At 60.9% G+C, this 21,337-nt stretch carries 20 protein-coding genes; 11 read left to right on the plus strand and 9 right to left on the minus strand.

The annotated features are described in order from the left end of the window. Positions 1 to 59 precede the first annotated feature (59 nt). Positions 60 to 593, minus strand: coding sequence for a tetratricopeptide repeat protein (locus JN524_RS00705; RefSeq protein ID WP_202368106.1), 534 nt, complete (start codon positions 591 to 593; stop codon positions 60 to 62). A gap of 175 nt (positions 594 to 768) precedes the next feature. Here JN524_RS00705 and JN524_RS00710 point away from each other — a divergent pair, with 175 nt between their 5' ends. The 3 genes from JN524_RS00710 (at position 769) to nudC (ending at position 3,427) form a co-directional block, all read left to right on the plus strand. Then, a complete protein-coding gene (locus JN524_RS00710) occupies positions 769 to 1,542 on the plus strand; it encodes a class I SAM-dependent methyltransferase (RefSeq protein WP_202368107.1) in 774 nt (257 codons plus the stop codon). Positions 1,543 to 1,777: 235 nt separating this feature from the next. Further along, positions 1,778 to 2,590 carry a crotonase/enoyl-CoA hydratase family protein gene (locus tag JN524_RS00715; protein WP_202368108.1) on the plus strand — a complete coding sequence of 271 codons (813 nt, stop codon included), beginning with the start codon at positions 1,778 to 1,780 and terminating at the stop codon, positions 2,588 to 2,590. Positions 2,591 to 2,596: 6 nt separating this feature from the next. Further along, positions 2,597 to 3,427, plus strand: coding sequence for an NAD(+) diphosphatase (nudC, locus tag JN524_RS00720; RefSeq protein WP_202368109.1), 831 nt, complete (start codon positions 2,597 to 2,599; stop codon positions 3,425 to 3,427). Here nudC and JN524_RS00725 read toward each other — a convergent pair. Continuing rightward, positions 3,395 to 4,174, minus strand: coding sequence for a TSUP family transporter (locus JN524_RS00725; RefSeq protein WP_007951261.1), 780 nt, complete (start codon positions 4,172 to 4,174; stop codon positions 3,395 to 3,397). The genes nudC and JN524_RS00725 overlap by 33 nt on opposite strands. Before the next feature lie 357 nt (positions 4,175 to 4,531). Here JN524_RS00725 and sfnG point away from each other — a divergent pair, with 357 nt between their 5' ends. Then, positions 4,532 to 5,614 (plus strand): dimethylsulfone monooxygenase SfnG, encoded by a 1,083-nt coding sequence (gene sfnG / locus JN524_RS00730; RefSeq protein WP_202368110.1) that lies wholly within the window; start codon positions 4,532 to 4,534, stop codon positions 5,612 to 5,614. Positions 5,615 to 5,735: 121 nt separating this feature from the next. On the opposite strand, the gene JN524_RS00735 is transcribed toward sfnG, so the two are convergent. Together JN524_RS00735 and JN524_RS00740 are read right to left on the minus strand one after the other, a co-directional pair. Next, positions 5,736 to 6,215 (minus strand): nuclear transport factor 2 family protein, encoded by a 480-nt coding sequence (locus JN524_RS00735; RefSeq protein WP_202368111.1) that lies wholly within the window; start codon positions 6,213 to 6,215, stop codon positions 5,736 to 5,738. A 56-nt stretch (positions 6,216 to 6,271) separates the two neighbouring features. Continuing rightward, positions 6,272 to 6,835, minus strand: a complete 564-nt coding sequence (locus JN524_RS00740; RefSeq protein WP_202368112.1) for a TetR/AcrR family transcriptional regulator — start codon at positions 6,833 to 6,835, stop codon at positions 6,272 to 6,274. 218 nt (positions 6,836 to 7,053) lie between these two features. On the opposite strand from JN524_RS00740, the gene pssA reads away from it, so the two are divergent. Beyond that, entirely contained in the window at positions 7,054 to 8,397 is a 1,344-nt protein-coding gene (pssA, locus tag JN524_RS00745; protein WP_202368113.1) for a CDP-diacylglycerol--serine O-phosphatidyltransferase, read from the plus strand. 109 nt (positions 8,398 to 8,506) lie between these two features. On the opposite strand, the gene efeO (JN524_RS00750) is transcribed toward pssA, so the two are convergent. Genes efeO (JN524_RS00750) through efeU form a run of 4 tightly spaced genes read right to left on the minus strand, consistent with a single transcriptional unit; the run spans position 8,507 to position 12,735 of the window. Then, positions 8,507 to 9,331, minus strand: a complete 825-nt coding sequence (gene efeO / locus JN524_RS00750; protein WP_027611970.1) for an iron uptake system protein EfeO — start codon at positions 9,329 to 9,331, stop codon at positions 8,507 to 8,509. Between the two features lie 25 nt (positions 9,332 to 9,356). Next, positions 9,357 to 10,655 carry an iron uptake transporter deferrochelatase/peroxidase subunit gene (gene efeB, locus JN524_RS00755; RefSeq protein ID WP_202368114.1) on the minus strand — a complete coding sequence of 433 codons (1,299 nt, stop codon included), beginning with the start codon at positions 10,653 to 10,655 and terminating at the stop codon, positions 9,357 to 9,359. A 17-nt stretch (positions 10,656 to 10,672) separates the two neighbouring features. Next, entirely contained in the window at positions 10,673 to 11,872 is a 1,200-nt protein-coding gene (efeO, locus tag JN524_RS00760; protein WP_202368115.1) for an iron uptake system protein EfeO, read from the minus strand. 8 nt (positions 11,873 to 11,880) lie between these two features. After that, on the minus strand, positions 11,881 to 12,735 hold the full coding sequence (gene efeU, locus JN524_RS00765; protein WP_202368116.1) for an iron uptake transporter permease EfeU: 855 nt from the start codon (positions 12,733 to 12,735) through the stop codon (positions 11,881 to 11,883). Between the two features lie 288 nt (positions 12,736 to 13,023). Between efeU and JN524_RS00770 the strand changes: the two genes are divergently transcribed. From JN524_RS00770 to JN524_RS00795, 6 genes are all read left to right on the plus strand, one after another. After that, positions 13,024 to 14,040, plus strand: coding sequence for an AraC family transcriptional regulator (locus JN524_RS00770; RefSeq protein WP_202368117.1), 1,017 nt, complete (start codon positions 13,024 to 13,026; stop codon positions 14,038 to 14,040). Between the two features lie 261 nt (positions 14,041 to 14,301). After that, the gene (locus tag JN524_RS00775; RefSeq protein ID WP_202368118.1) at positions 14,302 to 15,966 is read left to right on the plus strand and encodes an AMP-binding protein; all 1,665 of its coding nucleotides are present in this window, start codon (positions 14,302 to 14,304) and stop codon (positions 15,964 to 15,966) included. 15 nt (positions 15,967 to 15,981) lie between these two features. Beyond that, positions 15,982 to 16,743, plus strand: coding sequence for an SDR family NAD(P)-dependent oxidoreductase (locus tag JN524_RS00780; protein WP_202368119.1), 762 nt, complete (start codon positions 15,982 to 15,984; stop codon positions 16,741 to 16,743). Between the two features lie 12 nt (positions 16,744 to 16,755). Beyond that, positions 16,756 to 17,949, plus strand: a complete 1,194-nt coding sequence (locus JN524_RS00785) for an acetyl-CoA C-acyltransferase (RefSeq protein WP_115989821.1) — start codon at positions 16,756 to 16,758, stop codon at positions 17,947 to 17,949. A 131-nt stretch (positions 17,950 to 18,080) separates the two neighbouring features. Further along, entirely contained in the window at positions 18,081 to 19,208 is a 1,128-nt protein-coding gene (locus tag JN524_RS00790) for an acyl-CoA dehydrogenase (protein WP_027611962.1), read from the plus strand. 15 nt (positions 19,209 to 19,223) lie between these two features. Continuing rightward, the gene (locus JN524_RS00795) at positions 19,224 to 19,997 is read left to right on the plus strand and encodes an enoyl-CoA hydratase (protein ID WP_202368120.1); all 774 of its coding nucleotides are present in this window, start codon (positions 19,224 to 19,226) and stop codon (positions 19,995 to 19,997) included. 186 nt (positions 19,998 to 20,183) lie between these two features. On the opposite strand, the gene JN524_RS00800 is transcribed toward JN524_RS00795, so the two are convergent. Continuing rightward, positions 20,184 to 21,335 (minus strand): acyl-CoA dehydrogenase family protein, encoded by a 1,152-nt coding sequence (locus JN524_RS00800; protein ID WP_202368121.1) that lies wholly within the window; start codon positions 21,333 to 21,335, stop codon positions 20,184 to 20,186. Positions 21,336 to 21,337: the final 2 nt, after the last annotated feature.

A 21,337-nucleotide genomic window follows, 5' to 3' on the forward strand; every position in this document is an offset into this window, starting at 1 on the left:
TGTGCGAGTTCCGCTCTGAATGCCTGATCGCTGACGATGATGGCGTTCCTTTATCTGTTTCAGGTTTTCGATGAATCGTTGATGGCTTCAGCCAGGTCCTGGTATTCCTCGCAGGCGGTGCCGCAAATCGATTTGATCTGCTGCAACTGCTCCTGCGCCAGGTCGACGCGACCTTTGATCACATAGGCTTCGCCGAGGTATTCACGCACTTGCGCGTACTGCGGATCGAGTTTCACCGATTGCAGGTAATAGCCGATGCCTTCATCGGTACGTCCCAGTTTTCGCGTGGCGTAACCGCGATAGTTGAGGGCCTTGGCGGTGTTCGGTTGTTTCAGGGTGTCGAGCAGGGCCAGGGCCTCTTCGTAGCGACCGTCCTTGGCCAATCGGTAGGCATAGTCGGTGCGATCGGCATCCGGTACGGCGCTACTGGTCTGCAGCACGCATTTCTGCGATTTGCTGTCCCAGACCTGGCCTTTGGGGCAGTTGGGCTTCTGCACGGGCGCACTTTCATCACCGTTGGCAAACACCATTGACGCAGACAACGCGGCGACCAGCAGCAACGGGGCGGCGAACATAACGGAACGGATAGTCATGGGCAAGGCTCCACAGAGGGTTATGTTTCACTTTGAACACCGCAGCACGGCATTTTATTCATCGCTTTGTCAGGCTCTGTTCAAGGTACGCGCAAATGGCGGCGTTATGCTCGGGAACGCCTGCCGTCCATCCAGCGCTTTGTCATGACCCGGCGCTGCCACACGAGGAACTGCCATGAAAGATCAGGTCCATCACTCCGCTGCTGCCGGCTACAGGACTGCCGCCGACACCTACGTCAAAGGTCGCCCCGATTACCCGCCGCAGGTCAGCCAGTGGTTGACCCAGACGTTGGGTCTGGACAGTCACAAAACTGTCATCGATTTGGGTGCCGGCACCGGCAAGTTCACCGGACGGCTGGCGGCCACCGACGCGCAGGTGATCGCCGTGGAGCCGGTGGCGCAGATGCTGGAAAAACTTTCCGCGGCCTGGCCGCAGGTGCTGGCGGTGAGCGGCACCGCGACCGATCTGCCACTGCCCGACGCGTCGGTGGATGCGGTGGTCTGCGCGCAGGCGTTCCATTGGTTCGCCACCCCGGAAGCCCTGACGGAAATCGCCCGCGTGCTCAAGCCTGGCGGCAGACTCGGGCTGATCTGGAACCTGCGCGATACACAGGTCAGCTGGGTGCCGAAACTCGACGCTATCGTGAATGCGCTGGAGGGGGACACGCCGCGTTACTACACCGGCCAATGGCGTCAGGCGTTTCCGCATCCGGCGTTCGGGCCGCTGCAGCTGCAGCAGTTTCATCACGGGCACACCGGCTCGCCGGAGGACGTGATTTTCAATCGGGTGCGCTCCACCAGTTTCATTGCGGCCTTGCCGCAGGCGCAGCGCGACAAGGTTGATGAGCAGATTCGCGCGTTGATTGCCTCGGAGCCGGCGTTGCGTGGCCGGCATGTGCTGACTGTGCCTTATGAGACGGCGGCGTATGTGGCGGTGAAGGGCGGTTAGACCGGTGTTGCTCTCATAGGGAGGTCTGGCGCGCTCTAGCCCCTGTAGGAGCTGCCGAAGGCTGCGATCTTTTGATCTTCAAAGTCAAAGGATCGCAGCCTTCGGCAGCTCCTACAGGGATCAAGGCGCGGCAAAAATCTCTTTGTGGAAGTCAGTCCCGCATTTGGCCGAACCGCCATCGTGATGCCTTGTTATAGTTCGGGCCTCATTTTCTGCCCGGTAAAGGATCACTGCCATGACTCAATACACCGCCTTCAGCGTCGAACTGGCCGACAACATCGCGCATGTGCAGATCAATCGCCCGGAAAAGATCAACTCGATGAACGCCGCGTTCTGGAGCGAGATCGTCGAGATTTTCCAGTGGATCGATGACACCGATGAAGTGCGGGTGGTGGTGCTGAGCGGCAACGGCAAACACTTTTCCTCCGGCATCGACCTGATGATGCTCGCCGGCGTCGCCAACGAGCTGGGCAAGGACGTCGGCCGTAATGCGCGCCTGCTGCGGCGCAAAATTCTCACCCTGCAAGCCTCGTTCAACGCCGTCGACAACTGCCGCAAACCGGTGCTGGCGGCGATTCAAGGCTATTGCCTCGGTGGCGCCATCGACCTGATCGCCGCCTGCGACATGCGCTACGCTGCCGAAGACGCGCAATTCTCGATCAAGGAAATCGATATCGGCATGGCCGCCGATGTTGGCACTTTGCAACGGTTGCCACGGATCATCGGTGACGGCATGTTGCGTGAACTGGCTTACACCGGGCGCACCTTCGGCGCTGAAGAAGCGCGCACCATCGGCTTGGTCAATCGCGTGTATGGCGACAAGGAGCTGCTGCTCGAAGGCGTGATGGACATTGCCCGTGACATCGCCAGCAAATCGCCGATCGCCGTGACCGGGACCAAGGAAATGATCAGCTACATGCGCGACCATCGCATTGACGACGGCCTCGAATACGTTGCCACCTGGAACGCCGCCATGTTGCAATCCACCGACTTGCGCGTGGCCATGGCCGCCCATATGAGTAAACAGAAACCCGAATTTCTGGATTGAGAAACCATGACAGCTCGCTGGACCACTGCAGTACTGGACACCGATCAACCCGGCGGCTGGGCCGTGGCGCGCAGCCCCGAAGGCTTTCTGTTCGATGACAACGGCGCGCTGTTCCCGCGGGAATGGCTCAAGCGTCAGGAGTTGTCGATTCTCACCGAACACGGCATCGGCCATCTCGATGGCGAGCCGGTGTATCTGCTGGAATTGCACAGCTCCAGCGACGTGCCGGGCTGCAACTGGAAAGGTCTGCGGGCGTTCATGCTCGAAGGCGATCACACCGTCTACAAGGTGCTGGGCTACGCCGCGCAGATCGGCACTTGGGCACGTGAACATCGCTTTTGCGGCAACTGTGGGCAGGCGATGACGCAGGTGCCGCGCGAACGGGCGATGTATTGCCAGCCGTGCGACTTGCGCAGCTATCCACGGATTTCGCCGAGCATGATCGTGCTGGTGACCCGTGGCGACGAGATTCTGCTGGCGCGCTCACCGCGTTTCGTCACCGGGGTCTACAGCACGCTGGCCGGGTTCGCCGAGCCGGGCGAGTCGGCGGAGGATTGCCTGATTCGCGAAGTACGCGAGGAAGTCAGCATCGAAGTGAAGAACATCCAGTACATGGGCAGCCAGTGCTGGCCGTTCCCGCATTCGATGATGCTCGGCTTCCATGCCGAATACGCCGGGGGCGAGATCGTCTGCCAGGAAGACGAGATCGAAGACGCCCAGTGGTTCAACGTGCACGACCTGCCGCCGTTGCCGGCGTCAAAATCGATTGCCCGTTACCTGATCGACGTCTACGTGGCGCGCCGCTTAGGCCACGCTGAACCAGTGTTGCCAGGCTAGGCGTACGGTCAAACCCAATACCACGGTGATGAACACCGGACGAATGAACTTGGCGCCGCCGCTGATCGCGGTGCGCGCCCCGAAGAACGCGCCGACCATCACCGACAGGCCCATGCTCAGGCCGATGATCCAGTCCACTTGCCCGGAAAACACGAACACCGACAGCGCCGCGATGTTGCTGACGAAGTTCATGCTGCGCGCCACACCGCTGGCCTTGACCAGGTCGATCGGGTAGAGCAGCAGGCTGCTGACGGTCCAGAAAGCGCCAGTGCCGGGGCCGGCCACGCCGTCGTAGAAACCGAGGCTGAAGCCTTGGGTCGATTGCCATTTCTTCTTGATCGGCGCGTCGCTGTCCAGCGGCGCTTTGGGCGTGCCGCCGAACAACAGATACAGGCCACAGGCGAAGACGATCACCGGCAGCATCTTGTTCAGCCATTCCGCCGGCAGATAGTGCGCGACGACAGCACCGGTCAGCGCGCCGACCAGGGTGCCGACGATCGCATGCATCCACTGTCGAGGGTGGAACAGTTTGCGTCGGTAGAAGGTGAAACTGGCGGTGGCCGAGCCGAACGTCGAACTGAGTTTGTTGGTGCCCAGCACCAGGTGCGGCGGCAGGCCGGCAGTGAGCAGCGCCGGGGTGGTCAACAGACCGCCGCCGCCAGCAATGGCGTCGATGAAACCGGCAATGAAAGCGACAAGGGCCAGAACGGCTAGGGTGGTGAGGTCAACGCTGAGTTCGAAAGGCATGGAATCGGCTTATTCGGCAGGGCGCAGAAGGGCTGCGGGGAAGGGCTGACATGTTACTCATTTCCAGGTGTTGCGGCGACCCGTAAAGCCCCATCGCTGGCAAGCCAGCTCCCACAGAGATCTCTAGTGAACACAATTTTTGCGAACATACCGGAAACCTGTGGGAGCTGGCTTGCCAGCGATGAGGCCAGCTCAGGCACCTCCTGTTCAACTGTTGCTCCCCCAACACCTCGACAACAAATCACCCTCCAACAATGCAACTCCATCAGCCTCAAGCCCAATAAAACCGGCCCTCTGGACGCTGGCACGCTTGCTGCTCTGTCCCATTGACCTTCCCAATGTCCCGAGGACACGCCAATGAGCAAGCAAGCCGTGAAATTCGCCTACTGGGTGCCGAACGTCAGTGGCGGCCTGGTGGTCAGCAAGATCGAGCAGCGCACCGACTGGGGCATTGACTACAACCGCAAACTGGCGCAACTCGCCGAGGCCGCCGGATTTGAATATGCCCTGACACAGATCCGCTTTACCGCCGGTTACGGTGCCGAGTTCCAGCATGAGTCGGTAGCGTTCAGTCATGCGCTGCTGGCGGCTACCACCAGGCTCAAGGTCATCGCGGCGATTCTGCCGGGGCCATGGCAACCGGCACTGGCGGCCAAGCAGTTGGCGACCATCGATCAACTCACCAACGGCCGGATCGCGGTGAACATCGTCAGCGGTTGGTTCAAGGGCGAATTCCAGGCCATCGGCGAACATTGGCTGGAACACGACGAGCGCTATCGGCGTTCCGAGGAATTCATCCGCTCGCTGCGCGGCATCTGGAGCCAGGATAACTTCAGCTTTCGCGGCGACTTCTACCGCTTCGACAATTACACCCTCAAACCGAAACCGCTGGGCCGCCCGGAAATCTTTCAGGGCGGCAGTTCCCGTGCGGCACGAGACATGGCGGCGCGGGTCTCGGACTGGTATTTCACCAACGGCAACAGTGTCGAAGGGATCAAGGCGCAGGTCGATGACATCCGGGCCAAAGCGGCGGCAAACAATCATTCGGTGAAAATCGGCGTCAACGCTTTTGTCATCGCCCGCGACACCGAAGAAGAGGCGCGCGCGGTACTGGCGCAGATCATCGAACAGGCTGACCCGGACGCGGTCAACGCTTTCGGTGACGCCGCGAAGCAAGCGGGCAGGGCATCACCGGAGGGTGAGGGCAACTGGGCGAAATCGACGTTCGAGGATCTGGTGCAATACAACGATGGCTTCAAGACCAACCTGATCGGCACGCCACAGCAGATTGCCGAGCGGATTGTGGCGTTGAAAGCAGTGGGGGTGGATCTGGTGCTGGCAGGGTTTCTGCACTTTCAGGAGGAGGTGGAGTATTTCGGCAAGCGTGTGTTGCCGTTAGTGCGGGAACTGGAGGCTGAAAGAACTGCCGCAGTAGCCTGAACACCACAAAAACCTGTAGGAGTGAGCCTGCTCGCGATTGCGTATGAACAGTCAATATTCAGGCTGACTGACACACCGCTATCGCGAGCAGGCTCACTCCTACAATTGGAACTATGTGGACTTAGAGGCCTAGATCGGAGAGCCCCGGATGATCATCCGGACGCCGACCCAGCGGCCAGTGGAACTTGCGATCGCTTTCCTTGATCGGCATGTCGTTGATGCAGGCATAACGCTGGAACATCAGCCCGTGCTCATCGAACTCCCAGTTTTCGTTGCCGTAGGAGCGGAACCAGTTGCCCGAATCGTCGCGCCATTCATAGGCATAGCGCACGGCAATCCGCGTGTCCGAATAGGCCCAGAGTTCCTTGATCAGGCGGTAGTCGAGTTCCTTGGCCCATTTACGGGTCAGGAACGCCTTGGCTTCCTCGCGGTTGTTGGCGAACTCGGCGCGATTGCGCCATTTGGTATCCAGGGTGTAGGCCAACGACACCTTCTCGGGATCGCGAGAGTTCCAGCCATCCTCGGCCAGACGTACTTTTTCGATAGCCGATTCACGGTTGAACGGCGGTAAAGGCGGACGCACTTGGGCAGCAGTCGACATTTTCAGTCTCCCGATCTAATTAACGATTAAACAACGGTTGAGGCTTATTTAAGGCGTTACAGGTCCAATAACTTACGCGCCATGCATTGCGCATTATCAGCGGCACCGTGATCACCCATCACAAGCGCTACGGTAATGGCGCCGTCAATCAGGATCAGCAATTGTCTGGCCAGACGTTGCGGATCTTCGACGCCATGTTCGGTACACAGCTCGCACAGGTAGTCGAGCAGTTTCTGTTTGTGGTCTTTGGCGACCTGACGTACCGGGTCTTCGGGATCACCGGTTTCGCCACTGGTGTTGATAAAGGCGCAGCCACGGAAGCCTTCCGAGGCGAACCAGCTTTTGAGCACGGTAAACAGGTTGAGCAGGCGGTCGGCCGGGGTTTCGGCCTGATCGACAGCACTTCTGTACCAATGCATCCAGCGCACGTCGCGGCGTTGCAAGGCGGCGACGGTCAGCTCCTCCTTGTTGGCGAAGTAGCGGTAGATGCTTTTTCTGGAGACGCCGGCGGTTTTCACCAGAAGATCCATGCCGGTGGCCGCGATGCCACTTTTGTAGATCAACTTTTCGGTGACATCCAGAATGATGTCGCGGGTCGAGGTGTCAGTGATTTCGTTCATGTGGCGAACAGTAGAACGATCGTTCTCCTTTCGCAAGCTGTTTTTGAAATCAAAAGATCGTCCGATCGCGGCCCGAGCCTTCGGCAGCTCCTACAGAGATCAGTGTTGGAGCTGCAGAAGGCTGCGATCTTTTGATCTCTTTACAGACACTCACAAGACCCGAACCGGTTGATGGTGTAAGCTCTCGGGTTCTTCGGATTCGACCCATTGCGAGCCCTATGCCGTTGCTTTTCAAACGCTCTTTGCTGCCCAAACTGCGCAGCTTTCCGCTGACTGCCGAGGCCGTGACCATTCTGTCCGGCGCCGCCGAGTTCCGTCGTTGCCTGCTGGAGAAAATCGCCGAGGCGACCCGGCGCATCTACATCGTTGCGCTGTATCTGCAGCACGACGAGGCCGGTCAGGAAATCCTCGATGCCTTGCACGCCGCCAAGCTCAAGCGCCCGGAGCTGGAAGTCGTCGTGGTGGTTGACTGGTTGCGCGCCCAGCGCGGGTTGATCGGTGCCGGCAAACAGCCGGGCAACTCGGCGTGGTACCAGGAAATGACCCGCACCCATCAGAGCGAAGTGCCGGTTTACGGCGTGCCGGTGCAGACCCGCGAGCTGTTCGGCGTTCTGCATCTGAAAGGCTTCGTGATCGACGATTGCGTGGTCTACAGCGGTGCAAGCCTGAACAACGTCTACCTGCACAAGTTCGACAAGTACCGTTTCGACCGCTATCACGTGCTGCACACCCGCGAACTGGCCGACTCGATGCATCATCTGGTCAAGCACGGCCTGATCGAATCCAAGGCTGTGCATCGCCTCGACCTGCCCAACCTGCCGACCACCCGCAGCCTGCGCAACGACATTGGCGACCTGCGCAGCCGCCTCAAATATGCGGCGTACGACACCAGTGCCGGCAGCACCGCGCATACCGGCCTGTCGGTCAGTCCGTTGCTGGGCGTGGGCAAGAACAACCCGTTGAACCGGGTGATCGTCGAGCTGATCGCCAGTGCGCAACAGCAACTGACTATCTGCACGCCGTACTTCAACCTGCCGCTGCCGATCATCCGCGAGGTCAACCGTGCGCTGGCCCGTGGGGTGAAGATCGACATCGTGGTCGGCGACAAAACCGCCAACGATTTCTACATTCCGCCGAGCGAGCCGTTCAAGGTGATTGCGGCGCTGCCGTATCTGTACGAAATCAGCCTGCGGCGTTTTGCCAAGCGGCATCAGCGCAACATCGACAGCGGCCAGTTGAACCTGCATCTGTGGCGTGACGGCGACAACAGCTATCACCTCAAGGGCATGTGGGTCGACCAGCGCTATACGCTGCTGACCGGCAACAACCTCAATCCACGGGCGTTCCGTCTCGACCTGGAAAACGCGCTGCTGATCGATGATCCGCAAGGCGACTGGCTTGAGCCACGGGCGAAGGAGCAGCAAGAGATTTTCCGCAACACCACGCGGATCGCCAGCTTCCAGAACCTGGAGACTCTGCCGGAGTACCCGGCGGGGGTGGCGAAGTTTTTGAAGCGTGTGAGTCGGGTGCGGATCGAGCGGTTGCTGTACCGGATTTTGTAACCGTTAAAAGCAAAAGATCGCAGCCTCCGGCAGCTCCTACAGTGGGAATGTGAACACCCTGTAGGAGCTGCCGAAGGCTGCGATCTTTTTTACTGGCGACTCAAATCCGTCAGTTCAGACCGAGCTTGCCACGCAATGTGGACAGGTCTTCCGCCAAGGTATTGACCGGGCCAACCAGCGCCTTGCGATCATTGTCCTTCACCTTGTCATAAGTCTCGAAACCACCGTCCTTGGTCTTGTACTTGGCAAGGATCTTGTCCACGGTGGCGAAGTTCTTGTCGACTTTGGCAACGAACGCCTTGTCCTGTTTTTCGATCTGCGGACGGAACAGGTCGACGATCTTCTTCGCGCCGTCGATGTTGCCCTGGAAGTCGTACAGGTCGGTGTGGCTGTAACGGTCTTCTTCACCGGAGATCTTGGTCGCGGCAACCTCTTCCAGCAGCGCGGCCGCACCACCAACGACTTTCTCCGGCGGGAAGGTCAGGCCGGCGACGCGGGTCTGCAGGTCTTTCACGTCGCTATCGAGCTTGTCAGCCAGAGCGGTCAGGCCTTCAGTGGTTTTCTCCGAGAACAGCGAATATTCAATGCGATGGAAACCGGTGAAGTCTTCAGCCTTCACGCCTTTTTCGTGGTCGTCGACGCGCGAGTCGATGGACGCATCAAGGTCACTGAACAGCTCAGCGATCGGCTCGATCGACTCGTAGTAGACGCGGGTCGGCGCGTACAGCTTCTGCGCGGTGGCCAGATCGCCTTTCTTCACCGCATCGGTGAATTGTTTGGTGTGGCTGCCCAGTTCATCCAGTTGCTCGGTGACGTAGATCTTGTAGTCCGACACCGGGCCGACCAGATCCAGTGGCGCCGTCGCGGCGAACGCCGACAGCGGGGTGTTGAGCAAACCGAGGGTTAGCAGTAACGCGAGTGGCGACTTTTTCATGGAGCGGCTCCGAGGTTTTTTATGGTTAGGCAGCTGTTTTGGGTTGGGTGGCGTTGAGCAGCGAGCGACCGATGAAATCCTTGTCGCCGGTGACACCCGGAAGGGTGAAGAAGTAACCGCCGCCGACCGGTTTGAGGTATTCCTCAAGCGGCTCGCCGTTGAGCCGGGTCTGCACGGTGATGAAGCCTTTTTCCAGATCGGCCTGGTAACAGATGAACAACAGTCCCATGTCGAGCTGGCCGTTCTTGTTCACGCCGTTGGAGTAGTTGAACGGCCGACGCAGAATCAGGTTGGCCTGGCTCGCGGCGGTACGCGGGTTGGCAAGGCGGATGTGCGCGTCGAGCTTGGTCAGTTTGCCTTCCGGGTCTTTGCTGTAATCCGGGACTTGGCTTTCGTGCTGCGCACCCATCGGCGCGCCAGTGGTCTTGACCCGACCGATGATGCTTTCCTGTTCCTGCAACGGCGTACGGTCCCAGCGCTCGACGAAATTGCGGATGATCCGCACCGCTTGATAGCTGCCGTGGGCCGCCCACGCCGGCTCATCGCTGCCCGGTTGCACCCAGACAATCTTGTCCATCGCTTTGGCGTCGTTGGAATCGCGGTTGGCCGAGCCGTCACGGAAACCGAGGAAGTTACGCGCCGATTGCGCCGGCACACCCGGTTTGGCCGGGGCTTGTGGCGGCACGCTGCCTTCCTGTTTCCAGCGCACCAGCAGCAGGTCCGGCAGGTTCTTGACGATGTCGCGCAGGGCGTGAATGTTGGTGTCGGCGGTGTTCGAGCAGAATTGCAGGCTCAGATCGCCGTGGCAGCAATCGGCCTCCAGTGCATCGTTGGGGAAGCCGACCATGCGTTGCAGGCGCTTCGGTTTGGCGTCGGCCAGGCCGAAGCGCTCGTCGAACAGCGATTCGCCTACCGAGACGGTGATGGTCAGGTTGTCCGGAGTCACCACCGGGCCGAGGATGCCGGAATCCGGCGGCGGCAGTTTCGGGTCGATCTGCGCCACCGGGCCGCCCTTCATCAGGAACGCGATGCGCTCGTTGAGGGTACGGAACAGCCGCTCAAGGTCTTCGCGATCACTGGCCAGCACGTCGAATGACACGAACATGCCGGACGCCGGACGCGGGGTGACGATCCCGGTCTGGTGCACGCCATGGAAATCGTGGCGGTCTTCGGTCTTGTCGCTGCTCGGCGCTTCGGTGACTTGCGCCGGGGCTGCCGCCATGGCCGGGCAGCTCAGGGCCGAACCGGCCAGGGCGACGCCGGCGACACCCATGCCCATCAGCAGGCGGCGACGTTGCAGATCGAGGTTTTGCAATTCTTTCATCGGTATTCGTCTTCTGCTTACAGGCCGGAAAGGCCGAGGGCGGGATCGATGCCATCCAGAGCGTCAGCCAGGGCCTGAGCCTTGTCGGCGATCTGTTTGCGTTGTTCGCCACTGACCGTGTCGTAAGTGGCGTAGCCGTCCTTGACCTTGAAGTTGTTCAGTACGCTGTCGAAATCACTCAGCGCCGCGTCGATTTTCGGCAGCAGATCCGGCGCTGACCTGGTCAGCATCGGCCGCAGCAGCTCGACCACTTTGTGCGCGGTTTCCAGGTTGCTGGCGAAGCCATTGAGGTCGGCGTGGCTGTAGCGTTCCTCTTCGCCGCTGGCGGCGCGCACGTCGGCCAGGGTGTTGAGGTTGCGCACCACGATGCTCACCAGTTGCTCCGGTGGCAGCGATTGGGCCAGCAGTTGCTGTTTTAGGTTGGTGACGTCGGCCAGCAGACGCTCGGCAACCGGGTTCAAGCCATCGAGGCTGCGTTGCTGGAACAGCGCGTATTCGATGCGGTGGAAACCGACGAAGGCCGGATCCTGTTCGCGTTTTTCGAAGTAATCGGCGCGGGCATTGATGCTGTTGTCCAGTTCGGCCAGACGTTGCGCGGCAGGCGCCAGACGCTGGTAAGCGGCACGCGCCGGCAGGTACAGCGCCTGTGCCTGGGCCAGGTCGCCACCGGCAATCGCCTGATTCAGCGCGGTCTCGGCTTTGATCAGCGCGCTGCCCTGCGTCGCCAGATACACGCGAAACTCCGACAGCGGCCCGACGAAAGCGACCATCGACGGCTTGGCCTTGGCGGCAGCATCGGAAGCCGCCGTCGGCGTTACGTGCAGTACGCCACGTGGATTGCTCAGCAGACCGCAAGTGATCGCATAGTCGCCGGGCTGCAGATTGGCGTTGATCACCTGGCTCAGGCCCGGCGCGATGTTTTCGCGCTCTTCGATCACCAGCACGCCGTCCAGAATTTCCCATTCCACCGCCCGGTCGGAGCGGTTGACGATGCGGAAACTGGCGCGGCCAGCGGGAACCGTCAACTCGTTCGGATCACAGCTGTGGGCGTTGATGTTGACCACCACTTCATCATGGTTGTGCTGACGCTTGGCCGCGGCCATTTTCGAGGCGTAGTAGAACAGGCCGCCGGCGGCGATCATCACGACCACCGAACCGGCCACCGCCCAGCGCAAGGCGCGGGGAGGCGAGGCCTGAGGAGTATTAGGCTTTGACATGGGGGCCCTTATTGGCTGGAAACGGAAGACGATTTGCCGGCGGCGTCAGCGCTGGAGACCGGCGCGGCGGGGTAGAAAAACATCATCAGCGCCAGCACCAGATAGATCAGGTACGCACCGAGAGTGCTGACGGTCGGCGCATCCTGATACCCGAACATGCCGGCCAGCACCGAACCCAGCGGGCCGTCCATCGGCAGCGTCGCGCTGAAGTCGAACAGCACGGTTTGCAGGTGATTCCACACGCCCGCTTCATGCAGGGCTTGCACCGAGTTGGCGAGGATCCCGGCGGCGACCACCAGAATGAACAACCCGGTCCACTTGAAGAACGCCGACAGGTTCAGGCGCATGCTGCCGCTGTAGATCAGGAAACCGACGACAATCGCCAGCACCAGGCCGAGCAGGGCACCGATCGGCGCGCCTGGGCCTTCGCTCTGCTGAAACACCGCGAGCAGGAAGAACACGGTTTCCAGGCCTTCGCGAGCCACGGCGAAGAACACCATGGCGATCAGCGCGATTACCTGATGCTTTGACGAAGTCAGGGCGTGATCCAGCGAGGCCTGCAACGAATGCTTGATCGACCGCGCGACCTTGCGCATCCAGAACACCATCGAACTGAGAATGCCCACCGCGACCAGACCGACAATGCCTTCGAACAACTCCTGCTGTTTCTGCGGGAATTCGGCGCTGACCAGCTCCAGGCCACCGCCGACCAGCAGTGCCAGAGCGGCGGCGAGAAATACGCCGATCCACACCGCCGGCATCCACTGGCCACGTCCGGTTTGTTGCAAGTAGCTGGCGATGATGCCAACGATCAGCGCGGCTTCAATGCCTTCGCGCAGCATGATCAGAAAGGGAACGAGCATTGCGGCAACCACGAGTGATTTAGATAGGTGGCTAAGTTGTAACATAATGACACTCATTCCCAAATGGGGATGGTTGACATTTACCTGAACATTCGCTGAACGACCTGTTTTTCGCCCTCGCACCTTCCTCTTGTAGGAGCTGCCGAAGGCTGCGATCTTTTGACTCTGATTTTTAAAAACAAGATCAAAAGATCGCAGCCTTCGGCAGCTCCTACAGGGTTTGTGGTGAATCGGGATGACTGGGGTAAGATGCCCGTCACTCGAAAACAACAAGGTCTGCCTCGCTCCATGTCGGAAAAAGACACCATTGCCGTTCAACTGGTGCGTGAAGCGCTGCTGCAAAGTTGTGCCCCGGGCGTGGCCACGGATGAAGTCCTGAACAAGATCGGGATTGCGCCGGCCCTGCTGCACAGCGAACAGGGGCGGGTGCCGGCCTCGCAATACGCCAGACTCTGGCGCTTGCTGGCCCGGCGCGGTGATGACGAGTTCTTCGGCATGGACCCACGCAAGCTCAAGTCCGGCAGTCTTGAGTTCCTTTGCCGCAGCGCCATGGCGCAACCGACGCTGGCCACCGGTCTGGGCATGGGCCTGAATTTCCTCTCCTTGATGCTGGAAAAAATGCCCGCGCAATTGGCGCATCAGCAGAGCTTGGCGGAAATCGTCCTGTTCGAAGACGATCCCGAGCCGCGCCGGGCGTTTACCTATTTCACCTACTGGATGATCGTCCACGGCGTGGCCTGTTGGCTGGCGGGGCGGCGGATTCCGATTCTGGCGATCGAACTGCGCTGCGCCGAGCCGGATTTCTGCGACGACTACCGGGTGATGTTCTCGGAAAACCTGCGTTTCGAGCGTCCGCGCACGCGGATGATCTTTGCTGCTGACTGCCTCGACCTGCCGATCAAGCGTACGGCCGAAGAACTGAAACGCTTTCTGGCCCATGCGCCAGCGAACATTCTGGTGAAATACCGCGACCCGGAAAGCCTGGCCAGCCGGATCAAACAGGACCTGCGGCAGCTACCCGCCGAACAGTGGCCGGAGACCGAAGCCTTGGCGCAACAGCTGTGCATGTCCGCCTCGACCCTGCGCCGGCGACTGTCCGAGGAGGGGCAGACCTATCAGGGGCTCAAGGACAGCGTGCGCAAGGAACTGGCAATTACCTGGCTGGCGGAGCCGTCGATCAGCTTCGTCGAGATCGCCACGCGGCTGGGGTTTGCCGATGCGAGCTCGTTCTACAAGGCTTTTCGCAAGTGGTCGGGGTCCAATCCTGGGCATTACCGCACGCTGATCCTTAACGAGGCGGTCTGATCCGACGCACATTTGGAATGCGCTTCCCCTGTAGGAGCTGCCGCAGGCTGCGATCTTTTGCCTTTGATGTTCTAAAAAACAAGATCAAAAGATCGCAGCCTGCGGCAGCTCCTACAGGGGGTTGTTTGTCATTCTGCAAGCATGGCCAAACCAGTCAGCCACTTTGATGGCTTTGACCATTGCCGCCTCAGCGCCGCAGCGCGACTATCCCTGTGTTGTTTACGGTTCCCAGCCTAATAAAAACACCGAGGGATTCTGGCAATGCGCGATTACTTGTCTGCCACCGAACAGTTCAACTATCAGCACACCGTGGACGCTGCGCTCAGCGGCACGCTGGAGGCGGTCAACGCCTGCGTCGAATGTTGCGACCGCCACGCGTTGCCTGGGCGCATTGCGTTGTTCTGGGAGGGCCGCGACGGCGCGAGTGCCACGTACACCTTCAGCGAGCTGCAAGACCAAGCCGCGCGTTTCGCCAATTTCCTTCTCGAACAAGGCGTGCAGAAGGGCGACAAGGTCGCCGGTCTGCTGCCACGCAACATCGAATTGCTCATCACCGTGTTCGCCACCTGGCGCATCGGCGCGGTGTATCAGCCGCTGTTCACCGCGTTCGGCCCGAAGGCCATCGAGCATCGCCTGAACAGTTCCGGCGCCAAAGTGGTGGTCACCGACGCGGTCAACCGGCCAAAACTCGCTGAAGTCAGCGATTGCCCGACCATCGTCACCGTCGGCGGCGCCAAAGGTCAGGGCATCGTCCGTGGCGATTTCAGTTTCTGGGCCGAGCTGGCCAACTATTCCAGCGTTTGCGAGCCGGTGCTGCTGAGCGGCGAAGATCCGTTCCTGCTGATGTTCACCTCGGGCACCACCGGCCCGTCGAAAGCACTGTCGGTGCCGCTCAAGGCGATCGTCGCGTTCCAGAGCTACACCCGCGACGCGGTGGATCTGCGTCCTGAGGATTCGTTCTGGAACGTCGCCGATCCGGGCTGGGCCTACGGCATCTATTTCGGCGTCACCGGCCCTATGTCGATGGGGCACCCGATCACCTTTTACGATGGCCCGTTCACTCTCGAAAGCACCTGCCGGGTGATCAACAAATACGGCATCACCAACCTCACTGGCTCGCCGACCGCGTACCGCTTGTTGATTGCCGGTGGCAACGAGTTCGCCAAGTCGATCAAGGGCAAGCTACGCATCGTCAGCAGCGCCGGCGAGCCGCTGAACCCGGAAGTGATCCGCTGGTTCGCCGACAATCTCGGCGTAGTCATTCACGACCATTACGGCCAGACCGAACTGGGCATGGTCCTGTGCAACCACCACGGTCTGGAGCACCCGATCCACCTCGGCGCCGCCGGTTTCGCCTCGCCGGGCCATCGCATCGTGGTGCTCGACGAGCAGTACAACGAACTCGGCGTCGGCCAGCCGGGCATTCTCGCCATCGACCGCACCCAGTCGCCGATGTGCTGGTTCGGCGGCTACGAGGGCGTGCCGACCAAAGCCTTCGTCGGCGATTACTACCTCAGCGGCGACACGGTGGAATGGAACCCGGACGGCAGCATCAGCTTCGTCGGCCGCAGTGATGACGTGATCACCACTTCCGGCTACCGCGTCGGCCCGTTCGACGTCGAAAGCGCGCTGATCGAGCACCCGGCAGTGGTCGAAGCCGCCGTGGTCGGCAAGCCTGATCCGGAGCGCACCGAGCTGGTCAAGGCCTTCGTCGTGCTCAACCCGCAATACCGCGCCGAACCGGCGCTGGCCGAAGAGCTGCGGCAACACGTGCGCAAACGCCTGGCCGCGCATTCGTACCCGCGGGAAATCGAATTTGTCAGCGAATTGCCGAAAACCCCAAGCGGCAAATTGCAGCGCTTTATCTTGCGCAACCAGGAAATCGCCAAGGCTCAAGAGGCCGCGGCGCACAACGTTTCAGCTTGAATCAGGAAGTCAGTCATGCAGATCGAGAACAAGGTTTTTATCGTCACCGGCGGCGCCTCCGGCCTCGGTGCCGCCACCGCTGAGTTGCTGGTCAACGCCGGCGCCAAAGTGATGCTGGTGGATATGAACGCCGAAGCGGTAGCCGCCCAGGCCCAGCGCCTCGGCGCGTACAGCGTGGTGGCCGACATCAGCAACGAAGTCGCTGCCGAAGCTGCGGTGCAGGCGACGCTCAAAGCCTTTGGCAGCCTCAACGGTCTGGTCAACTGCGCCGGCATCGTCCGGGGCGAGAAGATTCTCGGCAAGAACGGCCCGCATGCGCTGTCGAGTTTTGCCCAAGTGATCAACGTCAATCTGATCGGCAGCTTCAACATGTTGCGTCTGGCCGCGGCGGCCATCGCCGAGAGCGAAGCCAATGCCGATGGCGAGCGCGGGGTAATCATCAACACCGCCTCGGTCGCTGCGTTCGACGGCCAGATCGGTCAGGCCGCGTATTCCGCCTCCAAAGGCGCGATCGCCAGCCTGACCCTGCCGGCCGCCCGTGAACTGGCGCGTTTCGGCATCCGCGTGATGACCATCGCCCCGGGCATTTTCGAAACCCCGATGATGGCCGGCATGACCCCGGAAGTGCGCGAGTCGCTGGCCGCTGGCGTGCCGTTCCCGCCGCGTCTTGGCAAACCTGCCGAGTACGCCGCGCTGGTTCGGCATATCATCGAAAACAGCATGCTCAACGGTGAGGTGATCCGTCTCGACGGCGCCTTGCGCATGGCCGCCAAGTAAGGAGGATTTGTCATGACTATTGCCAACGATCCGATTGTTATCGTCAGCGCCGTCCGCACCCCGATGGGCGGTTTTCAGGGCGAACTGAAAAGCCTCACCGCGCCGCAACTTGGCGCTGCCGCGATCAAGGCGGCGGTTGAACGCGCCGGGGTTGCCAGCGACGCGGTTGACGAAGTGTTGTTCGGTTGCGTATTGCCGGCCGGCCTCGGTCAGGCACCGGCACGTCAAGCGGCACTGGGTGCCGGGCTGGATAAATCGACGCGCTGCACCACCGTCAACAAAATGTGCGGCTCGGGCATGGAAACCACCATTCTCGCCCACGACATGCTGCTGGCCGGCAGCGCCGATGTGGTGATCGCCGGCGGCATGGAAAGCATGTCCAACTCGCCATATCTGCTTGATCGCGCCCGTGCCGGTTACCGTATGGGCCATGGCCGGGTGCTCGACTCGATGTTCCTCGACGGCCTCGAAGACGCCTACGATAAGGGCCGTCTGATGGGCACCTTCGCCGAAGACTGCGCCGAAACCAACGACTTCAGCCGCGAAGCCCAGGATGCGTTTGCCATCGCTTCGACCACTCGGGCCCAACAGGCGATCAAGGACGGCAGCTTCAAGGCCGAAATCGTGCCGCTGACCGTGACCGTCGGCAAAGAGCAGGTGCTGATCAGCAACGACGAGCAGCCGCCGAAAGCCAAACTGGACAAAGTCGCCTCGCTGAAACCGGCGTTCCGCGAAGGCGGCACGGTGACGGCGGCCAACTCCAGCTCGATCTCCGACGGTGCGGCGGCACTGGTGCTGATGCGCCAGTCGCAAGCGCAGAAACTCGGGCTTAAACCGCTGGCGGTGATTCATGGTCACGCGGCATTTGCCGACACGCCGGGCCTGTTCCCGGTGGCACCGATTGGCGCGATCAAGAAGCTGGTGAAGAAGACTGGTTGGGCGTTGAACGAGGTCGATCTGTTCGAAATCAACGAAGCGTTCGCCGTGGTGGCGATGGCCGCGATGACCCATCTGGAAATCCCCCACGACAAGCTCAACGTGCACGGCGGCGCCTGCGCGCTGGGCCATCCGATCGGTGCCTCGGGTGCGCGGATTCTGGTGACCTTGCTCTCGGCCCTGCGCCAGAAAAACCTGAAACGCGGGATCGCGGCGATCTGCATCGGCGGTGGTGAAGCCACGGCCATGGCCGTGGAATGCGTCTACTAAACACGCGGCCCCTGTAGGAGCTGCCGCAGGCTGCGATCTCTTGATCTTGCTTTTAAAAATCAAAATCAAAAGATCGCAGCCTGCGGCAGCTCCTACAGGAGATCGTGCGTAACCCGGATTAAGGATTCACCATGATTCCCAACGAAGACCAGACCCAGATCCGCGACATGGCCCGGCAGTTCGCCGAGGAACGGCTGAAACCGTTCGCCGCCGAGTGGGATCGCGAGCATCGTTTCCCCAAGGAAGCCATCGGCGAGATGGCCGAACTGGGCTTCTTCGGCATGCTCGTGCCGGAGCAGTGGGGCGGCTGTGACACCGGCTACCTGGCGTACGCCATGGCCCTGGAAGAAATCGCCGCCGGCGACGGCGCCTGCTCGACCATCATGAGCGTGCACAACTCGGTGGGCTGCGTGCCGATCCTCAAGTTCGGCAACGACGACCAGCGCGAACGCTTCCTCAAACCGTTGGCCAGCGGTGCCATGCTCGGCGCCTTCGCCTTGACCGAACCGCAGGCCGGTTCCGACGCCAGCAGCCTGAAAACCCGCGCACGGTTGGAAGGTGATCACTACGTGCTCAACGGCTGCAAACAGTTCATCACCTCCGGGCAGAACGCCGGGATCGTGATCGTGTTTGCGGTGACCGATCCGAGTGCCGGCAAACGCGGGATCACGGCGTTCATCGTGCCCACCGATTCGCCCGGCTACAAAGTCGCCCGGGTCGAAGACAAGCTCGGCCAGCACGCGTCGGACACCTGCCAGATTCTGTTTGAAGACGTGAAGGTGCCGGTCGCCAACCGCTTGGGTGAGGAGGGCGAAGGCTACAAAATCGCCTTGGCCAACCTCGAAGGCGGGCGGGTCGGCATCGCGTCGCAAGCGGTGGGCATGGCCCGCGCTGCGTTCGAAGCGGCCCGCGATTACGCCCGCGAGCGCGACACCTTTGGCAAACCGATCATCGAACACCAGGCCGTGGCTTTCCGCCTGGCGGACATGGCCACGCAGATCGCCGTCGCCCGGCAGATGGTGCATTACGCCGCGGCCCTGCGTGACAGCGGTCAACCGGCACTGGTCGAGGCCTCGATGGCGAAACTGTTCGCTTCGGAAATGGCCGAGAAGGTCTGCTCAATGGCGTTGCAGACGCTGGGCGGTTACGGTTACCTCAACGACTTCCCGCTGGAGCGCATCTACCGCGACGTGCGCGTCTGCCAGATCTACGAAGGCACCAGCGACATTCAGCGCATGGTTATTTCGCGCAATCTCTGACAAGGAACCTTGCCCATGACTTACGAAACGATTCTGCTGGAAAACCACGGCCGCGTCGGCCTGATCACCCTCAACCGCCCACAGGCGCTGAATGCCCTGAACGCGCAACTGGTCAGCGAAGTGAACCATGCCCTCGATGGTCTGGAAGCGGATGCGAACATCGGTTGCATCATCATCACCGGTTCGAAGAAAGCCTTCGCCGCCGGCGCCGACATCAAGGAAATGGCCGAACTGACCTATCCGCAGATCTACATGGATGATCTGTTCAGCGACAGCGACCGTGTGGCCAACCGCCGTAAGCCGATCATTGCTGCGGTCAACGGCTTTGCCCTCGGTGGCGGCTGCGAACTGGCGCTGATGTGCGACTTCATCCTGGCCGGTGACAACGCCAAATTCGGCCAGCCGGAAATCAACCTCGGCGTGCTCCCGGGCATGGGCGGCACCCAGCGCCTGACCCGCGCGGTGGGTAAGGCCAAGGCCATGGAAATGTGCCTCAGCGGGCGGATGATCGATGCGGTGGAAGCCGAACGCTGCGGCATCGTTGCGCGGATCGTGCCGAGTGATGAACTGCTCGACGAGGCGTTGAAAGTCGCCGCGGTGATCGCCAGCAAGTCGTTGCCGATTGCGATGATGATCAAGGAAAGCGTCAACCGCGCCTTTGAGGTCAACCTGACCGAAGGCGTGCGCTTCGAGCGCCGGGTGTTCCATGCGGCGTTCGCCACGCAGGATCAGAAGGAAGGGATGGCGGCGTTTGTGGCGAAGCGTGCGCCGGAGTTTATCGGTAAGTAACGTTGCGTCCTCACTGACGCTATCGCGGGCAAGCCCGCTCCCACACTGGATTTGTGTACGACACAGATCCAGTGCGGGAGCCAGCCTGCTGGCGAAGCTTTTGAGGCAACATCAAAAGATCGCAGCCTTCGGCAGCTCCTACACCGGTTTCCTGTAGGAGCTGCCGAAGGCTGCGATCTTTTGCTTTTACAGTTGGTAGTTCTTCAGCTCCCGCGCAATCACCATCCGCTGAATCTCGCTAGATCCCTCGTAGATCTGGGTAATCCGTGCATCGCGGTAGTACTTCTCGACCGGATAGTCTTCCAGATACCCATACCCGCCATGAATCTGAATCGCAGAAGAACAGACCTTTTCGGCCATTTCCGAGGCGAACAGTTTGGCCTGCGATGCCTCCGACAGGCACGGTTTGCCCGCCGTGCGCAGGCGCGCCGCGTGCAGGATCATCAAGCGCGCCGCGTTGATTTGCATGTGCATGTCGGCCAGCAGGTTGGCGATGCTCTGGTGTTCGTTGATCGGCTTGCCAAACTGGATGCGATCGCGGGAATACACCAGCGCCGCTTCAAACGCCGCCCGGGCGATGCCCAAGGCTTGCGCAGCAATGCCGATGCGGCCGCCTTCAAGGTTGGACAGGGCAATCGCCAGACCCTTGCCGCGCTCGCCGAGCAGATTGGCTTCGGGAATGCCGCAGTTGTTCAGGGTCACCGCGCAGGTGTCGGAGGCGCGGATGCCCATCTTGTGTTCGGTGCGATCGACGATGAAACCCGCAGTATCGGTGGGCACCAGGAACGCGGAAATGCCTTTCTTGCCCAGATCCGGATCCGTCACCGCAAACACGATTGCCAGTTTCGCCCGTTTGCCATTGCTGACGAATTGTTTGGCGCCGTTGATCACCCACTGGCCGTCGCGCAGTTCGGCGCGGGTGCGCAGGTTGTGCGCTTCGGAGCCGGCCTGCGGTTCAGTGAGGCAGAAGCAGCCAATCGTCTGGCCACTGGCGAGATCCGCCAGCCAGGTCTGTTTCTGCGTTTCGCTGCCGTAATTCATCACCGGTCCGCAGCCCACCGAGTTGTGGATGCTCATGAACGCACCTGTGGCGCCGTCGCCGGCAGAAATCTCTTCCACCGCCAGCGCATAGGCCACGTAATCGACGTAAGTGCCGCCCCATTCCTCGGGCACCACCATGCCGAGCAAACCGAGTTCGCCCATCTTCGCCACCAGTGCGTCGTCGATCCAGCCGGCCTTTTCCCAGGCTTGCGCGTGAGGTGCGATTTCGCCACGGGCAAAATCCCGGGCCATGTCGCGGATCATTACTTGTTCTTCAGTCAGTTCGAGATCGTGCATGG

Origin of the sequence: Pseudomonas sp. MWU318 (assembly GCF_016756945.1) — a bacterium.
GTDB lineage: Bacteria > Pseudomonadota > Gammaproteobacteria > Pseudomonadales > Pseudomonadaceae > Aquipseudomonas > Aquipseudomonas putida_A.

Coding starts and splice junctions, on each gene's coding strand:
- JN524_RS00705 (WP_202368106.1), bottom strand. CDS start 593: ATGACTATCCGTTCCGTTATGTTCGCCGCCCCGTTGCTGCTGGTCGCC.
- JN524_RS00710 (WP_202368107.1), top strand. CDS start 769: ATGAAAGATCAGGTCCATCACTCCGCTGCTGCCGGCTACAGGACTGCC.
- JN524_RS00715 (WP_202368108.1), top strand. CDS start 1,778: ATGACTCAATACACCGCCTTCAGCGTCGAACTGGCCGACAACATCGCG.
- nudC (WP_202368109.1), top strand. CDS start 2,597: ATGACAGCTCGCTGGACCACTGCAGTACTGGACACCGATCAACCCGGC.
- JN524_RS00725 (WP_007951261.1), bottom strand. CDS start 4,174: ATGCCTTTCGAACTCAGCGTTGACCTCACCACCCTAGCCGTTCTGGCC.
- sfnG (WP_202368110.1), top strand. CDS start 4,532: ATGAGCAAGCAAGCCGTGAAATTCGCCTACTGGGTGCCGAACGTCAGT.
- JN524_RS00735 (WP_202368111.1), bottom strand. CDS start 6,215: ATGTCGACTGCTGCCCAAGTGCGTCCGCCTTTACCGCCGTTCAACCGT.
- JN524_RS00740 (WP_202368112.1), bottom strand. CDS start 6,835: ATGAACGAAATCACTGACACCTCGACCCGCGACATCATTCTGGATGTC.
- pssA (WP_202368113.1), top strand. CDS start 7,054: ATGCCGTTGCTTTTCAAACGCTCTTTGCTGCCCAAACTGCGCAGCTTT.
- efeO (WP_027611970.1), bottom strand. CDS start 9,331: ATGAAAAAGTCGCCACTCGCGTTACTGCTAACCCTCGGTTTGCTCAAC.
- efeB (WP_202368114.1), bottom strand. CDS start 10,655: ATGAAAGAATTGCAAAACCTCGATCTGCAACGTCGCCGCCTGCTGATG.
- efeO (WP_202368115.1), bottom strand. CDS start 11,872: ATGTCAAAGCCTAATACTCCTCAGGCCTCGCCTCCCCGCGCCTTGCGC.
- efeU (WP_202368116.1), bottom strand. CDS start 12,735: ATGCTCGTTCCCTTTCTGATCATGCTGCGCGAAGGCATTGAAGCCGCG.
- JN524_RS00770 (WP_202368117.1), top strand. CDS start 13,024: ATGTCGGAAAAAGACACCATTGCCGTTCAACTGGTGCGTGAAGCGCTG.
- JN524_RS00775 (WP_202368118.1), top strand. CDS start 14,302: ATGCGCGATTACTTGTCTGCCACCGAACAGTTCAACTATCAGCACACC.
- JN524_RS00780 (WP_202368119.1), top strand. CDS start 15,982: ATGCAGATCGAGAACAAGGTTTTTATCGTCACCGGCGGCGCCTCCGGC.
- JN524_RS00785 (WP_115989821.1), top strand. CDS start 16,756: ATGACTATTGCCAACGATCCGATTGTTATCGTCAGCGCCGTCCGCACC.
- JN524_RS00790 (WP_027611962.1), top strand. CDS start 18,081: ATGATTCCCAACGAAGACCAGACCCAGATCCGCGACATGGCCCGGCAG.
- JN524_RS00795 (WP_202368120.1), top strand. CDS start 19,224: ATGACTTACGAAACGATTCTGCTGGAAAACCACGGCCGCGTCGGCCTG.
- JN524_RS00800 (WP_202368121.1), bottom strand. CDS start 21,335: ATGCACGATCTCGAACTGACTGAAGAACAAGTAATGATCCGCGACATG.